A 23249-nucleotide genomic window follows, 5' to 3' on the forward strand; every position below is an offset into this window, starting at 1 on the left:
CGCCGGAAAGGGGCTCGTTCGTCGGGCGCGGGAGCGAGTTCGGCGGTACTGCGCAGGGCGGCCGGGCGGGCGGACTACTCCCTGGGGAGTATCACGAGGGCGCGGGTCGATCGGGCACGTCCGGGGCGAGCGCGGTCCGGCCGGGCGCGGATCCGCCCGGGGGGGGCGTCCCCATGGTCCCGGGGATCACGCGCCCCGGCTCGTGGCCCAAGCCTCCTTCCAGGTTCCCAAGCCTCTTTCCGGGGCCCCGGTCAGCAGGGTGCCGTCGCGAGGCGGAGGCGTCCGTCGTGGACCTCGGCGATCCGGTCGACCGCGGTGAGGTGTGTGCGGTCGTGCGTGACCAGGACGGTGGCGATGGCCTGCTCATGGGTGAGGCGGGTGATCAGGTCGACGACGGCGGCGCCGCGTTCGTGGTCCAGGGCGCTGGTGGGTTCGTCGACCAGAAGGACGGCGGGGCCGTTCATCAGGGCGCGGGCGATGTTGACGCGCTGGCGCTGGCCGCCGGAGAGCTGGTGGGGGCGGCGTCCGGCCTGGGCCGCGACGCCCACCGCGTCGAGCAGTTCCATGGCCCGGCCGTGGGCCCTGGCCGGTGACCGGCCGTCGATCCGGGCCATGACCTGGAGCTGCTCGGCCGCGGTGAGGGAGGGCAGCAGGTTGGGCTGCTGGAAGACGATGCCGATCTTGTCGCGGCGCAGCCGGGTCAGTTCGTCGCGGGTCATGCCGGTCGTGGTGGTGGAGTCGATGGTGACCGTGCCGGCGTCGGGGGTGATGAGGGTGGCGGCCACGGCGAGAAGGCTGGACTTGCCGGATCCGGAGGGGCCGACCACGGCCGTCAGGCTGCCCTTGGGCACGTCCAGCGTGACGTGGTCGAGGGCGGTCAGGCGGGACTCGCCGTCGGGGTAGGTGAGGGTGACGTCGGTCAGGTTCAGGCTCATCGGGCGCTCCCCAGGGCGGTCAGCGGGTCGACGGAGGTGATGCGGCGGACGGACAGGGCGGCCCCGAGCGCGCCGAGCAGGACCATCACGGCGGCGGGGACGAGGACCGTGGTGGGAGTGAGCAGGAACGGCACCGCGCTTCCCGTGACGAGGGCGCCGAGACCGGCGGCGATGCCGGTGCCGAGGAGGGTGCCGCCGGTCAGGAGGACCGCGGCCTGGCCGAGGGCGTCGCCGAGCAACTGGGCGGTGGAGGCGCCGAGTGCCTTGAGGACGGCGATGTCGCCGCTGCGCTGGATGGTCCAGACGGTGAAGAAGGCGCCGACGACCAGGGCGGAGATGGCGAAGAGGAAGCCGCGCATCAGCTGCAGGGAGCCGTTCTCGGAGGCGTACGAGCCGATCGCGGACAGCGAGTCGTCCTTCGGGACCGTTCTGGTGCCGATGGCCCGGTCGGCGGCGCCGATGTCGGCGCCGGAGCCGGTGCTCAGGGCGATCACGGTCGCGGTCGGGCCGGCGCCGGTGCGCGCGGGGGGCGCCGTCTTCGCCCAGGCGTCGAGGCCGGTCCAGATCACGGGGGTGTGGCTGAAGGAGGCGTCGCCCCGGACGGCGGCCACGGTCAGCTTCTGTCCGGCCAGCGTGAAGCCGTCCCCGGGCTCGAGGCCCAGGTCGTCGGCGGCCGTGCCGGACAGCACCGCCGTGTGCCCCGTGATCCGGCTGCCGTCGGGGGCCAGGCGGGAGCCGGGCCGGACGCCGAACACGGAGACCCCGGTGCTCCGGTCGCCCGCGGTGGCCCGGGTGGTGCTGATGCCCAGCGGTTCGGCGCCGGTGACTCCGGGGACCTCGGCCCACCGCCGCCACTGCTCGGCGGTGACGGTCGAGTTGGCGTACGACAGTTCCTGGGCCCCGCCGGGCACATGGAAGGCGATCCTGTCGGCCGGCAGGCCGGTGATGGCGGAGATGTTCTGCCGGCCCAGGCCCGCGGTCAGTCCGGAGAGCAGCCCGACCAGCAGGGTGATGAGCACGATGACGGTTCCCATGAGGGCGAACCGCCCCTTGGCGAACTTCAGATCTCTCCAGGCGACGAACACCTTGGCCTGCCCTTTCCAGCGGTGTGGATGCGATGGGGCCCCAGCCTCGCCGCCGGTGCCCCGGCCGGGCATCCGGCGACGGACGGCACTTCGCGGACCGAAAGGCGGCGCGCGGTTTGTAACTTTCGGCGGAGGCCGGGCCCGGAACGGTTCCTTAGGCTGGTGGGACTGTGAACACCCCCGCTCCCGCCCTGACCCCGACCACCCGGACCCTGTCCTGGTGCCTGCACCTGCTGATCGTCGGCCTGCTCGCCCTGGCGGCCGGCCGCGCCGTGGCGGAAGGCCGGCCGCACGCCGGGGCGACGGTCGCCGTGGCCGTGGCGTGCGGGCTGGTGTACGCGGCCGGCCCGCTCGTGCCCCGTGTCCGCGGCGACCGGCGGGCCGCCGTCGGGTGGCTGGCCGCCGTCGGCGCGGTGTGGCTGGTGCTGCTGGGCCTGACCGCCGACGGGGTGTGGGTCGCCTTCCCGCTGTACTTCCTCCAGCTCCACCTGCTGCCGCGGCGGGCCGGCCTGGCCGCTGTGACCGCGACCGCGCTCGCGGCGATCACCGCGTTCGCCCTCCACCAGGGCTCCTTCGGCGCGGCCATGGCGATCGGCCCGGCGCTCGGCGCCGCCGTCGCGGTCGCCGTGGTGTGGGGGTACCAGGCCCTGTACCGGGAGAGCGAACAGCGCAGGCGTCTGATCGAGGAACTCACCGCCACCCGCGCGGACCTGGCCGAGGCCCAGCACACGGCCGGTGTGCTGGCCGAGCGCGAACGCCTGGCCCGGGAGATCCACGACACCCTGGCCCAAGGCCTGTCCAGCATCCAGTTGCTGCTGCGCGCCGCCGAGCGGGCCCTGCCCGGCGCTCCGGAGAACAGTGCCCGCTACGTCGGTCAGGCCCGGCAGGCCGCGGTCGACAATCTCGCCGAGGCCCGCCGCTTCGTCGCCGCCCTCGCCCCGCCCGCCCTGGAGGGGACCACCCTGGCCGACGCCCTGGAACGGCTGTGTGCCACCACCGGTGCCCGGCACCGGCTCGCCGCCCGGTTCCGCCTCAGCGGTGATCCGGCACCGCTGCCGACGCCGTACGAGGTCGTCCTGCTGCGCGTCGCCCAGTCCGCCGTCGCCAACACCGTCCGGCACGCACGGGCCACCACCGTCGAGGTCACCCTCGGCCGGTGCGGCGGTCATGTCGCTCTCGACGTCGTCGACGACGGCATCGGTTTCGACCCCGCCGGGCTGCCCGCGCCCGACCCGGAGCGGGGCGGCTTCGGTGTGGCCTCCATGCGCGCCCGGCTCGGCGCGCTCGGCGGCACCCTGACCATAGAGTCCGCCCCTGGCCACGGCACCGCCCTGGCCGCCCGGCTCCCCCTCGCCCCACCCGCCGAGACCGAGGCCCGCCCGTGACCGACTCCGCCATCCGCCTCCTGGTCGCCGACGACCATCCCGTGGTGCGGGCCGGGCTGCGCGCCGTCCTGGAGACCGAACCCGGCCTCGTCGTGGTGGCCGAGGCCGCCACCGCCGAGGACGCCGTCGTCCGTGCCGCCGCGGGTGACATCGACGTCGTGCTGATGGACCTGCAGTTCGGCAGGGGAATGGGCGGTGCCGAGGCGACCGCCGCGATCACCGCGCGGCCGGGCGCTCCCCGGGTGCTGATCGTGACCACGTACGACTCGGACGCCGACACCCTCCCGGCCATCGAGGCCGGCGCCACCGGCTACCTCCTCAAGGACGCCCCTCCCGAGGATCTCGCGGCCGCCGTGCGCACCGCCGCCGCGGGACGCACCGCCCTGGCTCCCACGGTCGCCGACCGGCTCATGAACCGGCTGCGTGACCCCGGCGCCGCGCTGACCCGGCGGGAGACGGAAGTCCTCGCCCTGGTCGCGGCGGGGCTGTCCAACCAGGCCGTCGGCCGGCGGCTCCACCTCACCGAGGGCACGGTCAAGTCGCACCTGGCCCGCGTCTACGCCAAGCTCGGCGTCGACTCACGCACCGCCGCCGTCGCCGCCGCCACCGACCTGGGTCTGATCAGGCGCTGACCGATCGGACGCACGTCACGGGCACGGGTCAGGACGGAGTCCGCGCGGCGGCCAGCAGCCGGTTCACGTCGTCGGTGCAGATGGTGAGCGCTGCGCCGATCGTGGCCAGTGCGTCCCGTTCCGCGGGTGTGTAGGGGCCGTCGGCCAGGGCGATGCGCGCGGCCTGCAGGAGCAGGGAATCGCGGCCGACCGGGGCGAGGTGCGGGGCGAGCGGGTCGAGGGCCTCGTGCAGTTCTATGGCGAGGCTCGCGCCGCACGGCCCGCCGAGGACCCGGCCGGTGTCGGCGGCGAGGGCTTCGACCAGGGCGGCCAGCTGGTCCTCGGTGCAGTCCTCGAAGCCGGCGGCGCGGACCGCGGTGGCGGCGCTCTCCAGGGCCGTACGGGAGGAGGCGCCGCCGGCGGCCAGGACGGCAAGGGCGACGGTGTGCACGGCGTCGCGGAGCATCGCGGAGAAGCGGCGGGTGGTGGGGTGGTCGAGGACGTCGGTGCCGAAGTGGTGGCGGCAGGCGGCGCACTCCACGACCGGTCCGGTCGCCCCGCGCGGCAGCACGGGCACCCCGAGGAAGGTGAAGCGGCGGCGGCCGGTGAGCCGCTGGTAGTTGCGGTCGCCTCCGCAGCCGGGGCAATAGAACTCGCCGTCCCCCACGGGTGTCCATGCGGTGCGGGTGCCCAGGAGGCGCACAGCCCGGGTGGCACGGTCGTCTCGTCCCCGTACTGGCAGCACGTCGCACCTCCGTAACGACGCGGCAACATCGCCGCGCTGGCGTGATGTTAGCCACATCGAGGAGGCTGAGTCAGTACCTCGTACGAGACCTGTCCGTGACCTGAGGGGTGCGGTGGCCGATAAGTGACGGGGCCCTGACCGCCGTATACAGCGGTCAGGGCCCCGAAAGTGCTGGTCGGCGTGGGTCAGCGGGCGGCGCGGTTCACCGCGGAGACGACGGCCTTCAGCGAGGCACGCGTCGTGTTCGCGTCGATGCCGATGCCCCACAGGACCTTGTCGTCGATCGCGCATTCGATGTAGGAGGCGGCCTGCGCGGAGGCACCCTCGCTCATCGTGTGCTCCTGGTAGTCCAGCAGGCGTACGTCGATGCCGATGGACTGCAGGGCGTCGAAGAACGCCGAGATCGGACCGTTGCCGGTACCGGTCAGGACGGTGTCCTCGCCGTCGACCGTCGCCTCGACGGTCAGGGTGTCCACGCCGTCGGTGTCGGTCGTCGACTGGCCGGTGCGGACCTGGATGCGGCCCCACCGGTTGTCCGGGTTCGGCAGGTACTCGTCCTGGAAGACCGACCAGATGTCGCCGCCGGTGACCTCGCCGCCCTCGGCGTCCGTCTTGGCCTGGATGATCTTCGAGAACTCGATCTGCATCCGGCGCGGCAGGTCCAGCTTGTGGTCGTTCTTCAGGACGTACGCGACACCGCCCTTGCCGGACTGCGAGTTGACGCGGATGACCGCCTCGTAGGAGCGGCCGACGTCCTTCGGGTCGATCGGCAGGTACGGGACCGCCCACTCGATGTCGTCGACGGTGACGCCCTTGGCCCTGGCGTCGGCCTCCATGGCATCGAAGCCCTTCTTGATGGCGTCCTGGTGGGAGCCGGAGAAGGACGTGTAGACCAGGTCGCCCACGTACGGGTGGCGCGGGTGGACCTCCATCTGGTTGCAGTACTCCCACGTACGACGGATCTCGTCGATGTCGGAGAAGTCGATCTGCGGGTCGACGCCCTGGGAGAACAGGTTCATGCCCAGGGTGACCAGGTCGACGTTGCCGGTGCGCTCGCCCTGCCCGAACAGGCAGCCCTCGACGCGGTCGGCGCCCGCCATCAGCGCCAGCTCGGCGGCGGCGACGGCCGTACCGCGGTCGTTGTGCGGGTGGACGGAGATGCAGACGTGCTCACGGCGGGAGATGTTGCGGCTCATCCACTCGAAGCGGTCCGCGTGCGTCGACGGGGTCGAACGCTCCACCGTGGCGGGCAGGTTGAGGATGATCTCGCGGCCCGGGCCCGGCTGGTAGACGTCCATGACCGCCTCGCAGACCTCCAGCGCGAAGTCCAGCTCGGTGTCGGTGAAGATCTCCGGCGAGTACTGGTAGCCGAACTCGGTCTCCGGGCCCAGCAGCTTCTCGGCGTACTCCATCACCAGGCGGGTGCCGTCGACGGCGATCTGCTTGATCTCGTCCTTGGAGCCGCGGAAGACGACCCGGCGGAAGACCGGCGCGGTGGCGTTGTACAGGTGGACGGTGGCCCGGCGGGCGCCCTTCAGGGACTCCACGGTCCGCTCGATCAGGTCCTCGCGGGCCTGGGTCAGTACGGAGATGGTGACGTCCTCGGGGATCGCACCCTCTTCCTCGATGATCGAGCGCACGAAGTCGAAGTCGGTCTGGCCGGAGGCCGGGAAGCCGACCTCGATCTCCTTGTAGCCCATCTTGACCAGCTGGTCGAACATCCGGCGCTTGCGCTCGGGCGACATCGGGTCGATCAGGGCCTGGTTGCCGTCCCGCAGGTCGGTGGAGAGCCAGCGGGGGGCGACGGTGACGCGCTGCTGCGGCCAGGTGCGGTCCGGGATGTCGACCTGCTCGTAGCGGCCGTACTTGTGGATCGGCATGGAACTGGGCTGCTGGCGGTTGGCCATGATGCGGGGGCTCCTTGGAAGGTGTCCGGAAGGACGGCCGACGACGCAACGCCAAGCTCCGCGGGGAGGGAGTCGGCCTCGACTACAGGCCCTCGCCGCGGCAGCTAAGAAGGAGCAGCCCGAAACGCATGATGCTCCGCATGCTAGCCGAGCGACGCCTCACCGCGAGGGTTCGTATCAGTATGCGGGACCGTGGGGGCAAAACGGACAAAAAGTGCGCCATACCACTTTGACTACGCGGAGTGAGCCCGATGTCACCGTATTTCACCAATCATGGTTGCGAGTAGTGACAGTCGGATCACACAGTGCAAGGGTGCCGGGCATGACGACCAACGGGGGCTTCCAGCCCGTCTTCTGCACGATCGTGCCGCCGCACGTCCTCGACAGGCTCGCCCGGAACGAGGACCCCACGCTCTCCGGACCCGCCCGCCGCTCCCTGGAGCACGACGCCTACCAGCGCACCCACCGCCGCCTGACCACGGTGATCGGCGCGCCCGCCGTCGCCGCGCCCGCCGGGACGGTGGCCGACCAGCCGCACCGCACCATCTACGACGCCGGCCACCAGCAGGACCTGCCAGGCACGAAGGTCCGCGAGGAGGGCGCCGAACCCGGTGCGGACGCCACGGTCAACCGCGCCTACACGGGCCTCGGCGCCACCTTCGAGCTGTATCTGAAGGCGTACGGACGCAACTCCATCGACGGCGAGGGGCTGCCGCTGGACGCGAGCGTGCACTTCGGCACGGACTACGACAACGCCTTCTGGAACGGCGAGCAGATGGTGTTCGGCGACGGCGACAACGAGATCTTCCTGGACTTCACCATCCCGGTGGACGTCATCGGCCACGAGCTGACCCACGGCGTCACCCAGCACACCGCCAACCTGACCTACTTCGGCCAGCCCGGCGCGCTCAACGAGTCGATCTCCGACGTCTTCGGCTCACTGATCAAGCAGTACGCGCTCGGCCAGTCCGCGGCCGAGGCCGACTGGCTGATCGGCGCGGGCCTGCTCGCCCCGCGCGTCACCGGCACCGCCCTGCGCTCCATGAAGGCGCCGGGCACGGCGTACGACGACGACGTCCTCGGCCGGGACCCGCAGCCCGCGGCCATGGACGGCTATGTCCGCACCGGCCGCGACAACGGCGGCGTGCACATCAACTCGGGCATCCCGAACCACGCCTTCTACCTGGTCGCCACGGCCATCGGCGGCAACGCCTGGGAGCGGGCCGGCCAGATCTGGTACGACGTCCTGACCGGCGGCGAGCTGAAGCAGGACGCCGCCTTCGCCGACTTCGCCACGCTGACCGTCCATGCGGCCCGCGAGCGCTTCGGCGCCGGCGACGAACTCCAGGCCGTGCAGAAGGCGTGGGAGCAGGTGGGGGTGCGGACGCTGTAGTTCCGTACTAGAAGTGACCCATGCGTATCCAAGTGCGGCGCACGGGCGGCTTCGCGGGCATCGAGCGCCGGGCCGAGGTGGACACCTCGGGCCGGCCCGACGCCCCTGAGTGGCACACCCTGGCCGAACGCGCCCTCGCGTCCGGCCGGGGCGCGCGCCCGGCCGGGGTCCCGGACGGCTTCAGCTACGAGATCACCGTGGACGGCCGGACGGTGTACGCGGCCGACCCCCGACTGTCCGAGGCGGAGCGGGAGTTGATCTCCCGGGTGCTGAAGGAAGGTGCCTAACCGCGGTTTCACACCTGGGCGTTGACTTCCGTTACCGGGGGTAAGGATGATCCCGGCCATGGCGACTGATGCAGGCAATCCGATCCCCCGCTTCCCGGCCGGCTTCCTGTGGGGTGTGTCGACCTCCGCCCACCAGATCGAGGGCGCGGCCGACGAGCGCGAGGCGTCCGTGTGGGACGTGTTCACGGCCGAGCCGGGGCGGGTGAAGGACGGCACGACGGCGGCGGTGGCCTGCGACCACTACCACCGCTACCGGGAGGACGTGGCCCTCCTCGCCGGCCTCGGCGTGGACGCGTACCGCTTCTCCGTCTCCTGGCCCCGCGTGAACTCCCCCGGCGGCCTGGACTTCTACGACCGCCTGGTCGACGAGCTGTGCGCGGCCGGTGTCCGGCCCGTGCCCACCCTCTTCCACTGGGACCTGCCCGCCTCGCTGGACTGGCTGGAGCGGGACACGGCGGCCCGGTTCGCCGACCACGTGTCCGTGGTGGCCGAGCGCCTCGGCGACCGCGTCACCAAGTGGATCACCCTCAACGAGCCCGCCGAGCACACCCTGCTCGGTCACGCGCTGGGCGCCCACGCCCCCGGCAGGCAGCTGCTCTTCGACGCGCTCCCGGTCGCCCACCACCAGCTCCTCGCCCACGGTCTCGCGGTGCAGGCCCTGCGTGCCACCGGCGCGACGGACATCGGCATCGCCAACTCCCACGGCCCGACCTGGCCGGCGTCCGCAGAACCCGCCGACCAGGAGGCGGCGGGCTTCTACGACCTCCTCCTCAACCGGCTGTTCGCCGAGCCGATCCTGCTGGGCGCCTACCCGGAGGGCATCGCCGATCTGATGCCCGGCGACGTGTCCGCCGACCTGAAGACCGTCTCCGAGCCGATCGACTGGTACGGCGTCAACTACTACGCACCGACCCGGGTGGGCGCCCCGCAGGGCACCGAGATCGAGTTCGGCGGCCTGACCATGCCGGCCGAACTCCCCTTCTCCGTCCGGGAGATCGAGGACCGCCCGGTGACGGACTTCGGCTGGCCCGTCGTCCCGGAGGGGATCACGGAGCTGCTCACGACCTTCCGCGACCGCTACGGCGACCGCCTCCCGCCGGTCGTCATCACCGAGAACGGCTGCTCCTACGAGGGCATCGACGACCAGGACCGCATCGCCTACCTGGACGGCCATGTCCGCGCCCTGCACTCGGCGCTGGAGTCCGGGGTGGACGTGCGCGGCTACTTCGTCTGGTCACTGATGGACAACTTCGAGTGGGCGGAGGGCTACGCACGCCGCTTCGGCCTGGTCCACGTGGACTACGAGACCCAGCGGCGCACCCCGAAGGCCTCCTACCACTGGTTCCGGGACGTACTGCGGGCGCAGAGATGACCACCGCCCGCGCCTCGGCGGCCCTCGCCGAGCCCGTCGAACGGGTCGGCCGCGGCTGGACGGCGGCGCTCTCGCTGGCCAACGGGGCGATCTGGGTGGGCTGGTTCGGCCCGCTGCAGATCCTTCTCGCCTCCCAGGCGGGCGACTTCGCGCCCGGCTCCGGGATGTCCAAGGAGACGATGCTGGCGTGGGTGACGGGGGCGGGGGCGGTGGTCTCGCTGCTCGCGAACCCGTTCTTCGGCGCCCTGTCCGACCGGACGACCGCCCGCCGGGGCCGCCGTACCCCATGGATCGTGGCGGGCGCGGCGGGCGGTGCGCTCTCCCTCCTGCTGCTCGCGGGCGCGGGCGGGCTGTGGACGATGACGCTGGGCTGGTGCCTGGTGCAGCTCACGCTGAACGCGGCCTTCGCGGCGGTGACCGCGGCCGTGCCGGACCGGGTGCCGCGGCTCCAGCGGGGCTCGGTGGGCGGCTGGCTCGGGGCGGCGCAGATCCTGGGCGTGGTCGGCGGGACGGGTCTGGCGACGGCGGCGGGCGGGGTCGGCGCCGGGTACACGGCCTGCGCGGTGTTCACGGTGGTGGGCGTCCTGCCCTACGTACTGCGCCACGAGGATCTGCGCCTGGCGCCGGAGGACCGCTCCCCCTGGTCCTGGCGCGGCTTCCTGGCCTCGTTCTGGCTGAGCCCGCACCGCCACCCCGACCTGGCCTGGGCCTGGCTGACCCGCTTCCTGATCAACCTCAGCAACTCGCTGGTGCTGCTGTACCTCCTGTACTACCTGCGCGACCGCCTGCACTACTCCGACCCCGACCGGGGTGTCCTCGTCCTCACGGCGGTCAACAGTCTGACGCTGATGGCGACGGTCGTGGCGGGCGGCGCCTGGTCGGACCGGGTGGGCCGGCGCAAGCCGTTCGTGGTCTGGTCGGGCGTGCTGATGGCGGTGGCCACGGCGGCCCTGTCCGGCTGGCAGACCTGGCCGGGGGCCGTCGCCGCGTCGGCGCTCCTGGGCATCGGCTTCGGCGTCTTCACGTCGGTCGACTTCGCCCTGATGACCGACGTCCTGCCCAAGGCCCTGGACCGGGGCAAGGACCTCGGCGTCATCAACGTGGCCAACGCCCTCCCCCAGGTGGCGGCCCCGGTCCTGGCAGCACCGATAGTGACGTACCTCGGCGGCTACCGGGTGCTGTACCTGGTGGCGGCGGTGATCGGGCTGGCGGGGGCGGTGCTGGTGGGGCGGATACGGGGGGTGGCGTGAGCCGCCGGGACTGGAACCCCAGCCTCCGCAGCTGCTTCGGGTCCCACTGCCAGTCCTTTGCGACCTTCACGTGGAGGCCGCCAGTGGGAGACGGGGTCCAGGGCGAACCCCGTGCCGGGGGCCGGGGCAAAGCCCCAGGGCCTCAGAACCCCAGCCTCCGCAGCTGCTTCGGGTCCCGCTGCCAGTCCTTCGCGACCTTCACGTGGAGGTCGAGGAAGACCGGGGTGCCGAGCAGGGCCTCGATGTGCTTGCGGGACTTGATGCCGACCTCCTTCAGGCGCTTGCCCTTGGGGCCGATGATGATGCCCTTCTGGCTGGGGCGCTCGATGTAGACGTTGGCGTGGATGTCCAGGAGGGGGCGGTCGGCGGGGCGGTCCTCGCGCGGGAGCATCTCCTCCACGACGACGGCGATGGAGTGCGGCAGTTCGTCGCGGACGCCCTCCAGGGCCGCCTCGCGGATCAGTTCCGCGATCATGATCTGCTCGGGCTCGTCCGTGAGGTCGCCCTCGGGGTAGAGCGCCGGGCCCTCGGGCAGCAGCGGAACGATCAGGTCGGCCAGCAGGCCCACCTGCTGGTCGCCGACCGCCGACACCGGCACGATCTCCGCCCACTCGAAGCCCAGCTCCCTGCCCAGCTGGTCGATGGCGATCAGCTGCTCGGCGAGGGTCTTGGAGTCGACCAGATCGGTCTTGGTGACGATGGCGACCTTCGGGGTCTTCTTGATGCCGGCGAGTTCCTTCGCGATGAAGCGGTCGCCGGGGCCGATCTTCTCGTTCGCGGGCAGGCAGAAGCCGATCACGTCGACCTCCGCCCACGTCGTCCGTACGACGTCGTTGAGCCGCTCGCCGAGCAGCGTGCGCGGCTTGTGGAGGCCCGGGGTGTCCACCAGGATGAGCTGGGCGTCGGGCCGGTGCACGATGCCGCGCACCGTGTGCCGCGTGGTCTGCGGCTGGTTCGCGGTGATCGCCACCTTCTGCCCGACCAAAGCGTTCGTGAGGGTGGACTTGCCCGCGTTGGGACGGCCCACGAAGCAGGCGAAGCCGGCGCGGTGGGCGGTCTCGGCCGGCTGCTCGGATGACTGGGTACGAACGCTCATGGCGACCATTCTCCCTGATCCACGAAGCCGCGCCGTACCAGTGGGGCGCACCACGCCCGCAGGTGAGTTTCCGGAAACCCGCACGCAACGAAACGTCACGGAAACACACCTGTACGCAACCGGAAGCGCCCACCGGTGACCCTCTGACGAGCCCCCACACCGTTGGAGACGCCCGTGACCCTCGCCGCCGCGCACGTGAACACCGGCGACACCGCATGGCTGCTCGCGGCCACCGCCCTCGTCCTGCTGATGACTCCGGGACTGGCCCTGTTCTACGGCGGCATGGTCCGCACGAAGAGCGTCCTCAACATGCTGATGATGAGCTTCGTGTCGATCGCCCTGGTGACGGTGGTGTGGCTGGCGGCCGGCTACTCACTGGCCTTCGGCGACGACATCGGCGGCGGACTGATCGGCGGGCTGGAGCACGCCGGCATGAGCGGCCTCGGCCCGGACAGCGTGCACGGCTCCGTGCCCACCCTCCTCTTCGCCACCTTCCAGCTCACCTTCGCGATCATCACGGCGGCGCTGGTCAGCGGCGCGGTCGCGGACCGTACGAAGTTCTCGGCCTGGCTGGTGTTCGTCCCGGTGTGGACGCTCCTCGTATACGTTCCGGTCACCCACTGGGTGTGGGGCCCGGGCGGCTGGATCCACGACAGGCTCGGCGCGCTGGACTTCGCGGGCGGGCTGCCCGTCGAGATCACCTCCGGCGCCTCCGGCCTCGCCCTGTGCCTGGTCCTCGGCCCCCGCCTGGGATTCAAGAAGGACGCGATGCGTCCGCACAACCTGCCCATGGTGGTCCTCGGCGCCGGTCTGCTCTGGTTCGGCTGGTTCGGCTTCAACGCGGGCTCCGCGCTCGGCGCCAACGGCCTGGCCGCGGCCGCCTTCCTCAACACCCTGGCCGCCGGCTGCACCGGCCTGCTCGGCTGGCTCTTCGTCGAGCAGCGGCGCGACGGCCACCCGACCACCCTGGGCGCCGCCTCCGGCGCGGTGGCCGGCCTGGTCGCGATCACCCCCTCCTGCGGCACGGTCTCGCTGCTCGGCGCGCTGGTCGTGGGCCTGGCCGCCGGTGTCGTCTGCTCCTACGCGGTGAGCTGGAAGTTCAAGCTGGACTACGACGACTCGCTGGATGTCGTCGGCGTCCACCTGGTCGGCGGCGTCATCGGCACCCTGCTCATCGGCCTGTTCGCCGAGAAGGCGATGACCGGCGGCGTCGAGGGCCTGTTCTACGGCGGCGGACTCGCCCCGTTCGGCAAGCAGCTGCTGGCCGTCGTGGTCGTCGCAGGGTACGCCTTCGCGATGTCGTACGGCCTCGGCAAGCTGATCGACCGGGCGCTCGGTTTCCGGGCGAGCGAGGAGCAGGAGCACACCGGTTTGGACCTTACGGTGCACGCCGAGACGGCTTACGATCACGGGGTCCTGGGGCATGGCGCCCCGGTCTCCTCCTCCGTCGTCCCCACCGCCCAGAAGGTCAAGAGCCAGGCATGAAGCTCATCACCGCGATCGTCAAGCCGTACCGCCTGGACGCGGTCAAGACCGCCCTGCAGGAGCTGGGTGTACACGGTCTGACCGTGACCGAGGCGAGCGGCTACGGCCGTCAGCGCGGCCACACCGAGGTGTACCGGGGGGCCGAGTACCGGGTCGACCTGGTGCCGAAGGTCCGGATCGAGGTCGTGGTCGAGGACGCGGTCGCCGAGGACGTGATCGACGCGATCGTCAGCGCCGCGCAGACGGGGAAGATCGGGGACGGGAAGGTGTGGGCAGTGCCCGTGGAGACCGTCGTACGGGTGCGGACCGGCGAGCGCGGCCCCGACGCGCTCTGACCAGCAGTACTCCGGTCACCACTCCGGCCACGAACACGAGTGCGGCGAGCAGCCACGGCAGCGCGAAGAAGGAGGCGCTCGCCGACTGGCGGGTGTCCGGCGCGGTCGCGGTCAGGGTGATGTCGCCCCAGTCGAGCTGGGGTGCCCCGTGCCAGGTCTCGGTGAGCCGTACCCGCTGCCCCGGCAGCAGCTCGGACGGCACCCCGGTCAGGTCGCGGTCGAGCAGCGTACGGCCGAACAGTCCGCGCGCCTTCAGCTCCACCTTGGGGTCGAGGCTGACGTTCCCGGTGTTGCGCAGGGTGTAGCCGATGGTGGCCGTGCTGTCGCCGAAGCCGGGGACGAGCGGCTGGTGATGGCTGATGTGCACCTGCTCGACGGAGATCGCGGGCAGCGTGGGCCCGCTGACCCGGAGATAGACCCGGGCGCCGACGGCGCGCTGCACGCCGAGCGCCAGCCTGCCGCTGCCGGGGTCGACCCGCTCGTCGAGCGCGACGATCGCGCCCGGGTGGTCGCCCGGTCCGGCGCTCCGGGGCACGTGCAGGGTGAAGGGCACGGTGACGGTCCTGTGGCCGGGAACGGTGACGCGTGATCGCGCGGGCCGGGCCCAGGCGCCCACCCCGCGCATCCGCTCCTTCAGGGTCCGTACGGCGAACCCGCCGTCGCGGGCGGTGTTGTAGGCGTCGGCCGCGTAGAGCCGGAACGTGAGCGGCCTGCCGGTCTTGTTGGCGACGGCCACCTTGTCGGTGAGGGTCTGCCCGGGGTCGGCCGAGAGGTAGAAGTAAGGGCGGGCGGCCACCTCGGAGGCGACCGGGTAGACGGACCAGCTGCCGTTGTCGGCGGCGTGGGCCGGTGCGGTCGGCATCCCCAGGGCGAGGCAGATGAGGCTCAGGAGGAGGACGTACGGCTTGCGCATGGGTGCGGACCCCCCATGGGCTCGGGTCGTGGAGGTCGGGCGGGTGCGGCCCCGTGGTGCGGCGGGCGCCCGGCCACCGTGGGTGGGGTTGGGTCAGGTGAGGGTGAGGGTCAGGACGCCGGAGTACGAGCCCGGGGGCGTGAACGCCGGTACGTCCAGGGAGAGTCCGGCGTCGACGGTGAACTCACCGCCGGTGAGCGTGGCGTCCGGGGTCGACGCGAGGGTCGCTCCCGAGGTGCCCACCGTGCCCGTCGAACCGGCCTTGCAGGTGCTGGGGCTGCCCGCCTTGGTGACGCAGGCGGGGGTCCAGCTCAGTCTGCTCGCGTCGATCTTGGCGCCGGGGCCGGTGAAGTCGGTGACCTTGCCGGTCAGGGACCAGCCCGCGGGCCCGCCGCGGAAGTCCTTGACCGTCACCGTCTGCAGGGCTCCGCTGGAGGCCCCGCCCTTGCCGAAGTCGACCGACGACAGCGCGACGGCGTCCCCGGCCTGGGACATGGACAGGGTGCCCGCCTTGACGGTGGTGGTCAGCTTCTGGCTGCCGGCCGGGACGGGCGTGTTGTCGTTGACGACGTAGGCCGCGGGGCCTGCGCCCTTGTCCGCGCTCCAGGAGCCGCCCTCGTAGGCCACGATCCCGGTCGTCGTCTTGTCGTTGACGACCAGTGAACCGCTGAAGGAGCCCGAGGCGCCCGCGGTCACGGTGGCGGTGTCCGCGGTCTGGGTGCCCCCGGCCCGCCCGGCCAGGGTGACGGTGGCGCCCGGCGTGAAGTTGCTGCCGTTGACGGTGACAGCGGCACCCGGGTCACCGGAGGCCGAGCCCAGCGAAATGGCGCGGGTGTTGGCCGGGGTCCCGTCGGTCGCCGTGACGGTCTGCGACGCCGGGGCCGGCGGGTTGGTGACCGTGCAGGGGGTGTCCAGTTCGAGGATGTAGCTGGTGTGGATGTTGTAGTCGCCCGGCGAGAGGGTGATCTGGCCGGCCTTGGTGACGGTGAACGTGCCGGTCATGGAGAAGGACGGGAACGCGGCCTTCCCCGGCACCGGGGGGTTCTTCTTCGGTCCGGCGACGGTGATGTCACCGGTCTGGGCTCCGCCGAGGGTGACCTTGCCGGTCGGGGTCATGATGTCGGCCGGCAGGGCCAGGTCGGTGGGGTTGCTGGCGGCGGCCGAGACCACGGTGTAGGTCACGGTGACCGTGTCGCCGACCTTCGGGCTGGCGTTGTCCACCGACACGCTCGCGGTGGTGGTGCCGTCGATCGGCGGGATGCCCGCGACGGCGGGCGGGATGCAGTGCGTGGCGAAGTCCACGTTCGTACCGGCGGCACCGGCCGGACAGGCCAGCGCGCCGCCCGCGGTGACCGCGAGGGCGGTCGCCCCGAACAGTGACGCCCAGCGCCACCGTCGGGATCTTCGGGGTGTCGAACCCATGGGGGCCCCTCCTGAGGGTTGCGGGCGCAGCGGCTCATCTGCGCCGACAGGGGGAATTGATGTGGAGCCCGCGTGAGAAGTCAATGGAGATGCCGCAGAAAACTGACGGATCATCAGTTTCTGCGGCATCCCCGGGAGATCCGGAACTATCCGGAACAGATCACTCAGGTCACTCTGGTCGCTCAGTCGAAGACGAACGGGCCGGGCGACTGCTTGCCGGTGGCCTTGCAGGTGACGTTGATCCCGAAGATCGTCATCTGCAGCGAGCCGCCGTACGCCTCCAGGCTGTCACCGGAGGCCACGGTGCCGGTGAGCGGGCCGGCGGTGACCGGGTCGCCGGCGGCCATGGCCGGGTTCTTCGTCCCGGTGAAGACAGTGGTGCCGCCGCTCGCCTTGACCAGGGTGAGCTTGGAGGTGATGGAGTCCTGCGCCACCGCGACCGGCGCCTTGACCGCGGTGGAGGTGAGGGTGATGGTGGCCGAGGTGCCGCTCTGGGTGGCGATGAGCGTGGCCGCGCCACCGCCGAAGAAGCCGCAGCTCGCGTTGATGGTCGCCGTCTGGGGAGTGACGGCGGCCGCGGTGGGCGCGAAGGCGAGTCCGGTGACCGCGAGGGCCCCGGCGACCAGCGCCGCACCTGTTGCCGTGCGCTTGCCTCTCATGGGGATCCGCTTCCCTTCCCTGTGGGGATGCCATGTGGGGATGGTCGGAAGGTGCGCCGACGAACTGGCAGGCCTGAGCAGGTGGGTGCGGGCACGCTGCGGCGGCGGTGCGGATCTGACGGATCGTCGGAACTTACGGCTCCATTGATGCGCGAGGGCAAGCAACGGACAAGGTTGAATTCCGGCCGACCTGTTGTTCGGTCGGTGTCTCTTCATCCGACCGAGACGGGCGGGCGGGAAACGGGGGGCCAGGGGGCGGAGCCCCCTGGTGGCTCAGCCCGCGGAAACGGTGGCCCGGACGGCTCCGTCAGGCCCGGCGAGCAATACCGGCGTCTCAGGCCCCCCGAGGTCGGCCACAGCGGCCCGGTCCTGTGCCGGAACGGACTCCGCCTCGCTCACCACGGCCGCCGCCTCCAGCGACTTGGCTCCGGAGGCCACGGCCATGGCGACGGCGGTCCGCAGGGCGCTCAGCTCCAGCGAGGCGAGCTGCACCGACCCGGCGACGTACGTACGCCCGGTCTCGTCCCGTACGGCCGCGCCCTCGGGCACGCCGTTGCGGGCCCGGGCGGAACGGGCCAGGGTGACGATCTTGCGGTCCTCGGGGTCGAGCGCGTTGCTGTCGGTCATGTCCCGAGCATACGGACCGGCCCGGACCTGCGACGAGGTCAGTCCAGGGTCTGAACGATCTCGCTCCGGGCGGCCGTGTGCACCACGCGGGCACGGGCACCGTTCACCAGCGGGAGGTAGGGCGCGACATGTCCGCACTCGACGTCCGCGACGATCGGTACGCCCAGGGAGCCGAGGGCGTCGAGGACGGCCTCGTGCTGGGTGAGGGTGCCGCCGTCGGGGGCGCGGGTGCGGCCCACGAGGACGGCGGCCGCGCGGTCGAAGAAGCCGGCCAGGCGCATGCCGTGCAGGTTGCGGCAGATGGTGAACGCGTTGTCCTCGGCGGCCTCGACGTACACCAGCAGCCCCTCGTCGCCGGCGAGGGACGAGGTGTTCAGGTACGGCGTGCCGGCGAGGTTGGCGAGGGTCTCGATGCAGCCGCCGATCAGCCGGCCCTCGACGTCCACGTCACCGGTGCCGTCGAGCCGGGTCCAGGTGCCCTCGGCGTCCAGGGTGAGGTCGCGTACGTCCGCGTGGGACCGGTAGTCGTCGAAACCGCCCGACCGGTGGCGGCCGGGCGGGGTCTGGGAGAGCGGCTCGCCCTGCGGCGCCGCCACGACGTCGAGCCAGGACAGCAGGCCCTCGGGCGTCCGGTACGGCGTGTCCATGAGGTTGTTGCCGTGCACGGTCGCGACCCCGGTGAGCAGGGTCAGGGGCGTGATCAGGGTCGACATGTCGGACCAGCCGACCAGCCAGGTCGGCTCGGCCCGCCCGATCTTTTCGAAGTCGAGCAGCGGCAGCAGGTCGATCGCGGTCTCCCCGCCCCACGGCGGTACCACCGCCCGGATCGTCGGGTCGGCCAGCATCTCGGTCAGTTCGGCGGCGCGCTCGGCGGCCGGGGCGCTGATGTGCGTCGAGCCGTCCATGCACCGGCCGACGACCACCTCGTACCCCCGCGCCTCCAGGTCGCGTATCGCCACATCGAGGCGCCCGCGCATCGTCACGGGCACCCCGCTGGAGGGGGAGGTCACACCGACACGGTCACCGGGGCGCAGCGGGCGCGGATATCGCACAGAGGTCATGCGCCGGATTCTGACACGGGGTCAGAGGGGCCCGGCAAACACATTTACGACCGGTCCAGCCGCAGCCGCTCGGCCCTCGGCAGTCCCGCTACGACGAGGTCGTACGAGTCCTCGATCAGCTCGCGGACCAGGCGGTCCGGGAGTTCGCCGTCCACGGTGACGGTGTTCCAGTGCCGCTTGTTCATGTGGTAGCCGGGGATGATCAGTCCCTCGTGCTCACCGCGCAGCCGGACCGCGTCCTCCGGGTCGCACTTGAGGTTGACCGTCAGGGGCCGCGCGTCCAGCCGGCTCAGCGCGAACATCTTGCCCAGGACCTTGAAGACCGAGGCGTCCGGGCTGAACGGGAAGTCCTCCACCACCGCGTTGAAGGACAGACAGAAGGCGCGCAGCTCCTCGGGGGTCACTCCGCCGTCTCCTCCTCGGTCGGGTCCGCCGGGCCGAGCGGCTCCACCAGCACGGTCACGATCTTGTTCCGGCGGCCGGCCGCGGCCTCCGCGGTCAGCCGCAGCTCGCGGCCGTCGGGCAGTTCCACGACGGAGGACGCACCGGCGATGGGCACGCGGCCGAGCGCCTTGGCGAGCAGGCCGCCGACGGTCTCCACGTCCTCGTCGTCGTACTCCTCCAGGCCGTACAGCTCGCCCAGGTCGGTGATGTCGAGGCGCGCGGTGACCCGGTAGCGGTCATCGCCGAGGTCCTCCACGGGCGGGAGTTCACGGTCGTACTCGTCGGTGATCTCGCCGACGATCTCCTCGAGGATGTCCTCGATGGTGACGATGCCGGCGGTGCCGCCGTACTCGTCGATGACGACGGCGACGTGGTTGCGGTCCTTCTGCATCTCGCGCAGCAGGTCGCCGGCGTTCTTGGTGTCGGGGACGAAGACCGCCGGGCGCATGGCCGTGGACACCAGGTCGTTCTCGGCCTCGCGGCTGATGTGCGTCTTGCGGACCAGGTCCTTCAGATACACGATCCCGACGACGTCGTCCTCGCTCTCACCGGTGACCGGGATCCGCGAGAAGCCGGAGCGCAGCGCGAGGGTGAGGGCCTGGCGGATGGTCTTGTAGCGCTCGATCACCACCAGGTCGGTGCGCGGGACCATGACCTCCCGCACGAGGGTGTCGCCCAGCTCGAAGACCGAGTGCACCATGCGGCGCTCCTCGTCCTCGATCAGCGACTCCTTCTCGGCGAGGTCGACCAGCGCGCGCAGCTCGGCCTCGGAGGCGAACGGGCCGCGGCGGAAGCCCTTGCCGGGGGTGAGCGCGTTGCCGATGAGGATGAGGAGCGACGGGATCGGACCCATGATCCGGGCGAGGGGCAGCAGTACGTACGCCGCCGCCGTCGCCGTGTTCATCGGGTGCTGGCGGCCGATGGTGCGCGGGGAGACGCCGACGGCGACGTACGACACCAGGACCATCACGCCGATGGCGACCAGCAGGGCCTGCCAGGTGGCCGCGAACTCCTGCAGACAGGCGTACGTCACCAGGGCCGCGGCAGCCATCTCGCAGGCGACGCGGACCAGCAGGGCCACGTTCAGATAGCGGGTGGGGTCGGCGGCGACCTGGGCCAGCTTGGCGCTGCCGCGCCGGCCGTTGCGCACGGCCTCCTCGGCGCGGAAGCTGGAGACGCGCGCGATGCCCGCCTCCGCGCACGCGGCCAGCCAGGCGACGACGACCAGGGCGATCGCGCCGATCACGATCTGCGGACTCATGCGAAGACCGGCCCCCGGACTACGAGACGGTCGGCGCCGGCGACGGGCCGGTCAGCCCGCGCTCGGCCCGCCACCCGTCCACGATGGCGGCCTGGAGCCCGAACATCTCGGCCTTCTCGTCGGGCTCTTCGTGGTCGTACCCGAGCAGGTGCAGCACTCCGTGGACGGTGAGCAACTGGAGCTCCTCGTCCATGGAGTGCTGCGTCGGCGCTTCCGCGCCCTGCTTGGTGGCGACCTCCGGGCACAGCACGATGTCGCCGAGCAGCCCCTGCGGCGGCTCCTCGTCGTCCTTCGTGGGCGGCCGCAGCTCGTCCATCGGGAACGACATGACATCGGTGGGACCCTGCAGATCCATCCACTGGATGTGCAACTGCTCCATGGCGTCGGCGTCCACGACGATCACCGAGAGCTCGGAGAGCGGGTGGATGCGCATCCGCGCGAGCGCGTAGCGGGCGATGTCGAGGATCGCCTGCTCGTCTACCTCGGTGCCGGACTCGTTGTTGACGTCGATCGACATGGTCGTGCTGGTCTACTTCCCCTTGGAGCCCTTGGCACCGGGCCTGCCATGGCCGCCCTTGTGGGAGCCGTTCTCGGTGCCGTGCTTGCTGTCGTACAACTCGTACGCGTCGACGATACGGCCCACCAGCTTGTGCCGGACGACATCGTGGGACGACAACCGGGAGAAGTGGACGTCCTCGACGCCCTCCAGGATCTCCTGCACCTGCCGCAGACCGCTCTTCGTGCCGTTCGGCAGGTCGACCTGCGTCACGTCACCGGTGATCACGATCTTCGAGTCGAAGCCGAGGCGGGTGAGGAACATCTTCATCTGTTCGGGGCTCGTGTTCTGGGCCTCGTCGAGAATGATGAAGGCGTCGTTGAGCGTGCGGCCACGCATGTACGCGAGCGGCGCGACCTCGATCGTGCCCGCGGCCATCAGACGCGGGATCGAGTCGGGGTCGAGCATGTCGTGCAGCGCGTCGTACAGCGGGCGCAGGTAGGGGTCGATCTTCTCGTAGAGCGTGCCCGGCAGGAAGCCGAGGCGCTCGCCGGCCTCGACCGCGGGACGGGTCAGGATGATCCGGTTGACCTGCTTGGACTGCAGGGCCTGCACGGCCTTGGCCATGGCCAGGTAGGTCTTGCCGGTACCTGCGGGGCCGATGCCGAAGACGATCGTGTGCTTGTCGATCGCGTCGACGTACCGCTTCTGGTTGAGGGTCTTGGGGCGGATGGTGCGGCCGCGGGAGGACAGGATGTTCTGCGTGAGTACCTGGGCCGGGGTCTCCGGTCCGTCGTTCGTCCCGTCCTCGCTCGCCTTGAGCATGGCGATCGAGCGTTCCACTGCGTCCTCCGTCATCGGCTGCCCGGTGCGGAGCACCAGCATCATCTCGTCGAACACGCGCGAAATGAGGGCGACGTCCGCAGGGTCGCCGACCGCGCTGATCTCATTGCCCCGGACATGGATGTCGGCTGCCGGGAAGGCCTTCTCGATCACGCGCAGAAGAGAGTCGCCGGAACCCAGCACGGTCACCATGGGGTGCTGGGCGGGGACGGTGAGGTGCGCTCTCGCCTGCTCCTGCGCGGAGGTGTGAGCTGTGGGTGTCTGAGTCATGGGCCGGCGCTGTAGGCCTGCGGTTCCTCCTCGTCACGGCCGCGTAGCTGAGGGCGGCCTCGCGATTCCAGGGTACGACGGTGGACTGACAAGGCCGTAGGGCTTTTCAGAGGGCCGCTTCCTGACCCGACGGGGCCGGGTGTGGAGTGCACAGGCCGGGGGGCCAGAGGGCGGAGCCCCCAGTACGTCAGCTGAAGCGGCGGAAGCCGATGGTCGGCACGGCCCGCCGCAACGGCCACACCCGGTCCAGCTCCTCCGGCACCAGCCCGTCGAGGAACGCGAACCTCTGCAACGCCACCCGGTCCTGCCCCGGAAGGGACTGCACCTTCCGCCACCACGCCCCGATCTCCGACCACCCCGGCGCCGACAGCGAGCCCCCGAACTCCTGCACCGACAGGGCCGCCGTGAGCCCGGCGAAGGCAAGACGGTCGGCGAGCGGCCACCCCGCCAGCGTGCCGGTCACGAACCCGGCCACGAACACGTCCCCCGCCCCGGTCGGATCCAGCGCCTCCACGGCGATCGCGGGCACCTCGGCCGTCTCCCCCGTACGCCGGTCCACCGCGTACGCCCCCTCCGACCCGAGCGTCACCACCGCCAGCGGCACGTACTCGGTCAGCGCCCGTGCCGCCGCCCGCGGGCAGTCCACGCCGGTGTACCGCATCGCCTCCTGCGCGTTGGGCAGGAACGCCTCGCAGTGTTCGAGGTCGGGGAGGCTGCCCAGGTCCCAGGCCCCGGTGTCGTCCCAGCCGACGTCCGCGAAGACCCGGGTGCCCGCGCGGGCGGCCTGGGCGATCCAGGAGGCGCGCGTGCCGGGAACGAGGGAGGCGACGGCCGCACGCGCGCGGGGCGGGAAGTCCGGCGCCGGCTCCTCCGGCGGCGGCTCGTGGCCGTGGGACACCATGGTCCGCTCGCCCTCGTAGGCCATGGAGACGGTCACCGGCGAGTGCCAGCCGGGCACGGTCCGCGAGAAGGCGAGGTCGATGCCCTCGCCCTGTTCCAGCGCGTCCCAGCAGTACTCGCCGTAGTGGTCGTCCCCGAAGGCCGCCGCGAGGGACGTCCGCAGACCGAGGCGGGCGAGCGCGGCGGCCATGTTGGCTACCCCGCCCGGGCTGGACCCCATCCCCCGGGCCCAGGACTCGGTGCCGCGCACGGGCGCCGAGTCCAGGCCGGTGAAGATGATGTCGAGGAAGACGGTGCCCGTGAGGTAGACGTCCCAGGGCGGATCGTCCGGTGCGCGCAGGGCGACCAGCGGGTCGACCTGGGCCCGGCAGGGCGCTGCACGGGTGAGGTGCTCCGGTTCCTCTCCGGCGATCGTGTGGGACGGGGTCACGGTGCGCTCCCTGAGGTGATGCGGATCTGGTCAGTGT

23 protein-coding genes are annotated in these 23249 nt (G+C 71.6%); 8 read left to right on the plus strand and 15 right to left on the minus strand.

Going from position 1 to position 23249, the window contains the following annotated elements; genetic code table 11:
* Positions 1-251: 251 nt before the first annotated feature.
* Positions 252-935: an ABC transporter ATP-binding protein gene (locus AC07DS_RS04245; RefSeq protein WP_479142528.1), complete on the minus strand. Its 684-nt coding sequence runs from the start codon at positions 933-935 to the stop codon at positions 252-254.
* Positions 932-2020, minus strand: a complete 1089-nt coding sequence (locus AC07DS_RS04250; RefSeq protein WP_479142531.1) for an ABC transporter permease — start codon at positions 2018-2020, stop codon at positions 932-934. Before AC07DS_RS04250 ends, AC07DS_RS04245 begins: the two co-directional genes overlap by 4 nt.
* A gap of 170 nt (positions 2021-2190) precedes the next feature.
* Here AC07DS_RS04250 and AC07DS_RS04255 point away from each other — a divergent pair, with 170 nt between their 5' ends.
* Together AC07DS_RS04255 and AC07DS_RS04260 are read left to right on the plus strand one after the other, a co-directional pair.
* Positions 2191-3405, plus strand: a complete 1215-nt coding sequence (locus AC07DS_RS04255) for a sensor histidine kinase (RefSeq protein WP_479142533.1) — start codon at positions 2191-2193, stop codon at positions 3403-3405.
* Entirely contained in the window at positions 3402-4037 is a 636-nt protein-coding gene (locus AC07DS_RS04260; protein ID WP_336112696.1) for a response regulator transcription factor, read from the plus strand. The genes AC07DS_RS04255 and AC07DS_RS04260 overlap by 4 nt, the downstream gene beginning before the upstream one ends.
* A gap of 28 nt (positions 4038-4065) precedes the next feature.
* On the opposite strand, the gene AC07DS_RS04265 is transcribed toward AC07DS_RS04260, so the two are convergent.
* Both AC07DS_RS04265 and leuA read right to left on the minus strand, forming a co-directional pair.
* Positions 4066-4761, minus strand: coding sequence for a TerB family tellurite resistance protein (locus AC07DS_RS04265; RefSeq protein WP_479142536.1), 696 nt, complete (start codon positions 4759-4761; stop codon positions 4066-4068).
* 185 nt (positions 4762-4946) lie between these two features.
* Positions 4947-6668, minus strand: coding sequence for a 2-isopropylmalate synthase (gene leuA / locus AC07DS_RS04270; RefSeq protein WP_479142538.1), 1722 nt, complete (start codon positions 6666-6668; stop codon positions 4947-4949).
* A gap of 322 nt (positions 6669-6990) precedes the next feature.
* On the opposite strand from leuA, the gene AC07DS_RS04275 reads away from it, so the two are divergent.
* From AC07DS_RS04275 to AC07DS_RS04290, 4 genes are read left to right on the plus strand one after another with little or no spacing between them, the layout of a single operon-like run.
* The gene (locus tag AC07DS_RS04275) at positions 6991-8061 is read left to right on the plus strand and encodes a M4 family metallopeptidase (protein WP_479142539.1); all 1071 of its coding nucleotides are present in this window, start codon (positions 6991-6993) and stop codon (positions 8059-8061) included.
* A gap of 20 nt (positions 8062-8081) precedes the next feature.
* Complete coding sequence (locus AC07DS_RS04280; RefSeq protein WP_468808520.1) at positions 8082-8348, plus strand: protealysin inhibitor emfourin; 267 nt, start codon at positions 8082-8084, stop codon at positions 8346-8348.
* Between the two features lie 58 nt (positions 8349-8406).
* On the plus strand, positions 8407-9720 hold the full coding sequence (locus tag AC07DS_RS04285) for a GH1 family beta-glucosidase (protein ID WP_479142542.1): 1314 nt from the start codon (positions 8407-8409) through the stop codon (positions 9718-9720).
* Positions 9717-10970 (plus strand): MFS transporter, encoded by a 1254-nt coding sequence (locus AC07DS_RS04290; RefSeq protein ID WP_479142544.1) that lies wholly within the window; start codon positions 9717-9719, stop codon positions 10968-10970. The genes AC07DS_RS04285 and AC07DS_RS04290 overlap by 4 nt, the downstream gene beginning before the upstream one ends.
* Positions 10971-11112: 142 nt before the next feature.
* Here AC07DS_RS04290 and era read toward each other — a convergent pair whose 3' ends face one another.
* Complete coding sequence (gene era / locus AC07DS_RS04295; protein WP_479142546.1) at positions 11113-12066, minus strand: GTPase Era; 954 nt, start codon at positions 12064-12066, stop codon at positions 11113-11115.
* Positions 12067-12240: 174 nt separating this feature from the next.
* Between era and AC07DS_RS04300 the strand changes: the two genes are divergently transcribed.
* Together AC07DS_RS04300 and AC07DS_RS04305 are read left to right on the plus strand one after the other, a co-directional pair.
* Entirely contained in the window at positions 12241-13551 is a 1311-nt protein-coding gene (locus AC07DS_RS04300; protein ID WP_479142548.1) for an ammonium transporter, read from the plus strand.
* On the plus strand, positions 13548-13886 hold the full coding sequence (locus tag AC07DS_RS04305) for a P-II family nitrogen regulator (RefSeq protein WP_450589792.1): 339 nt from the start codon (positions 13548-13550) through the stop codon (positions 13884-13886). Before AC07DS_RS04300 ends, AC07DS_RS04305 begins: the two co-directional genes overlap by 4 nt.
* On the opposite strand, the gene AC07DS_RS04310 is transcribed toward AC07DS_RS04305, so the two are convergent.
* From AC07DS_RS04310 to AC07DS_RS04355, 10 genes are all read right to left on the minus strand, one after another.
* The gene (locus AC07DS_RS04310) at positions 13780-14799 is read right to left on the minus strand and encodes a DUF916 domain-containing protein (RefSeq protein ID WP_479142550.1); all 1020 of its coding nucleotides are present in this window, start codon (positions 14797-14799) and stop codon (positions 13780-13782) included. The genes AC07DS_RS04305 and AC07DS_RS04310 overlap by 107 nt on opposite strands.
* A gap of 93 nt (positions 14800-14892) precedes the next feature.
* On the minus strand, positions 14893-16221 hold the full coding sequence (locus AC07DS_RS04315) for a WxL domain-containing protein (protein WP_479142551.1): 1329 nt from the start codon (positions 16219-16221) through the stop codon (positions 14893-14895).
* Positions 16222-16403: 182 nt separating this feature from the next.
* Complete coding sequence (locus AC07DS_RS04320) at positions 16404-16880, minus strand: hypothetical protein (RefSeq protein WP_479142552.1); 477 nt, start codon at positions 16878-16880, stop codon at positions 16404-16406.
* Between the two features lie 273 nt (positions 16881-17153).
* Positions 17154-17507 (minus strand): cytidine deaminase, encoded by a 354-nt coding sequence (locus tag AC07DS_RS04325; protein WP_479142554.1) that lies wholly within the window; start codon positions 17505-17507, stop codon positions 17154-17156.
* A 38-nt stretch (positions 17508-17545) separates the two neighbouring features.
* On the minus strand, positions 17546-18484 hold the full coding sequence (locus tag AC07DS_RS04330) for a S66 family peptidase (protein WP_479142894.1): 939 nt from the start codon (positions 18482-18484) through the stop codon (positions 17546-17548).
* A gap of 128 nt (positions 18485-18612) precedes the next feature.
* Positions 18613-18972: an MmcQ/YjbR family DNA-binding protein gene (locus AC07DS_RS04335; protein WP_479142555.1), complete on the minus strand. Its 360-nt coding sequence runs from the start codon at positions 18970-18972 to the stop codon at positions 18613-18615.
* Positions 18969-20273 carry a hemolysin family protein gene (locus AC07DS_RS04340; RefSeq protein WP_479142557.1) on the minus strand — a complete coding sequence of 435 codons (1305 nt, stop codon included), beginning with the start codon at positions 20271-20273 and terminating at the stop codon, positions 18969-18971. Before AC07DS_RS04340 ends, AC07DS_RS04335 begins: the two co-directional genes overlap by 4 nt.
* 19 nt (positions 20274-20292) lie before the next feature.
* Positions 20293-20790 carry an rRNA maturation RNase YbeY gene (gene ybeY, locus AC07DS_RS04345; RefSeq protein ID WP_479142559.1) on the minus strand — a complete coding sequence of 166 codons (498 nt, stop codon included), beginning with the start codon at positions 20788-20790 and terminating at the stop codon, positions 20293-20295.
* 12 nt (positions 20791-20802) lie between these two features.
* The gene (locus AC07DS_RS04350; protein WP_336112681.1) at positions 20803-21882 is read right to left on the minus strand and encodes a PhoH family protein; all 1080 of its coding nucleotides are present in this window, start codon (positions 21880-21882) and stop codon (positions 20803-20805) included.
* Positions 21883-22069: 187 nt separating this feature from the next.
* Positions 22070-23212, minus strand: a complete 1143-nt coding sequence (locus AC07DS_RS04355) for a carbohydrate kinase family protein (protein WP_479142561.1) — start codon at positions 23210-23212, stop codon at positions 22070-22072.
* Positions 23213-23249 lie beyond the last annotated feature (37 nt).

It is taken from the genome of Streptomyces sp. NPDC044064 (assembly GCF_056434245.1).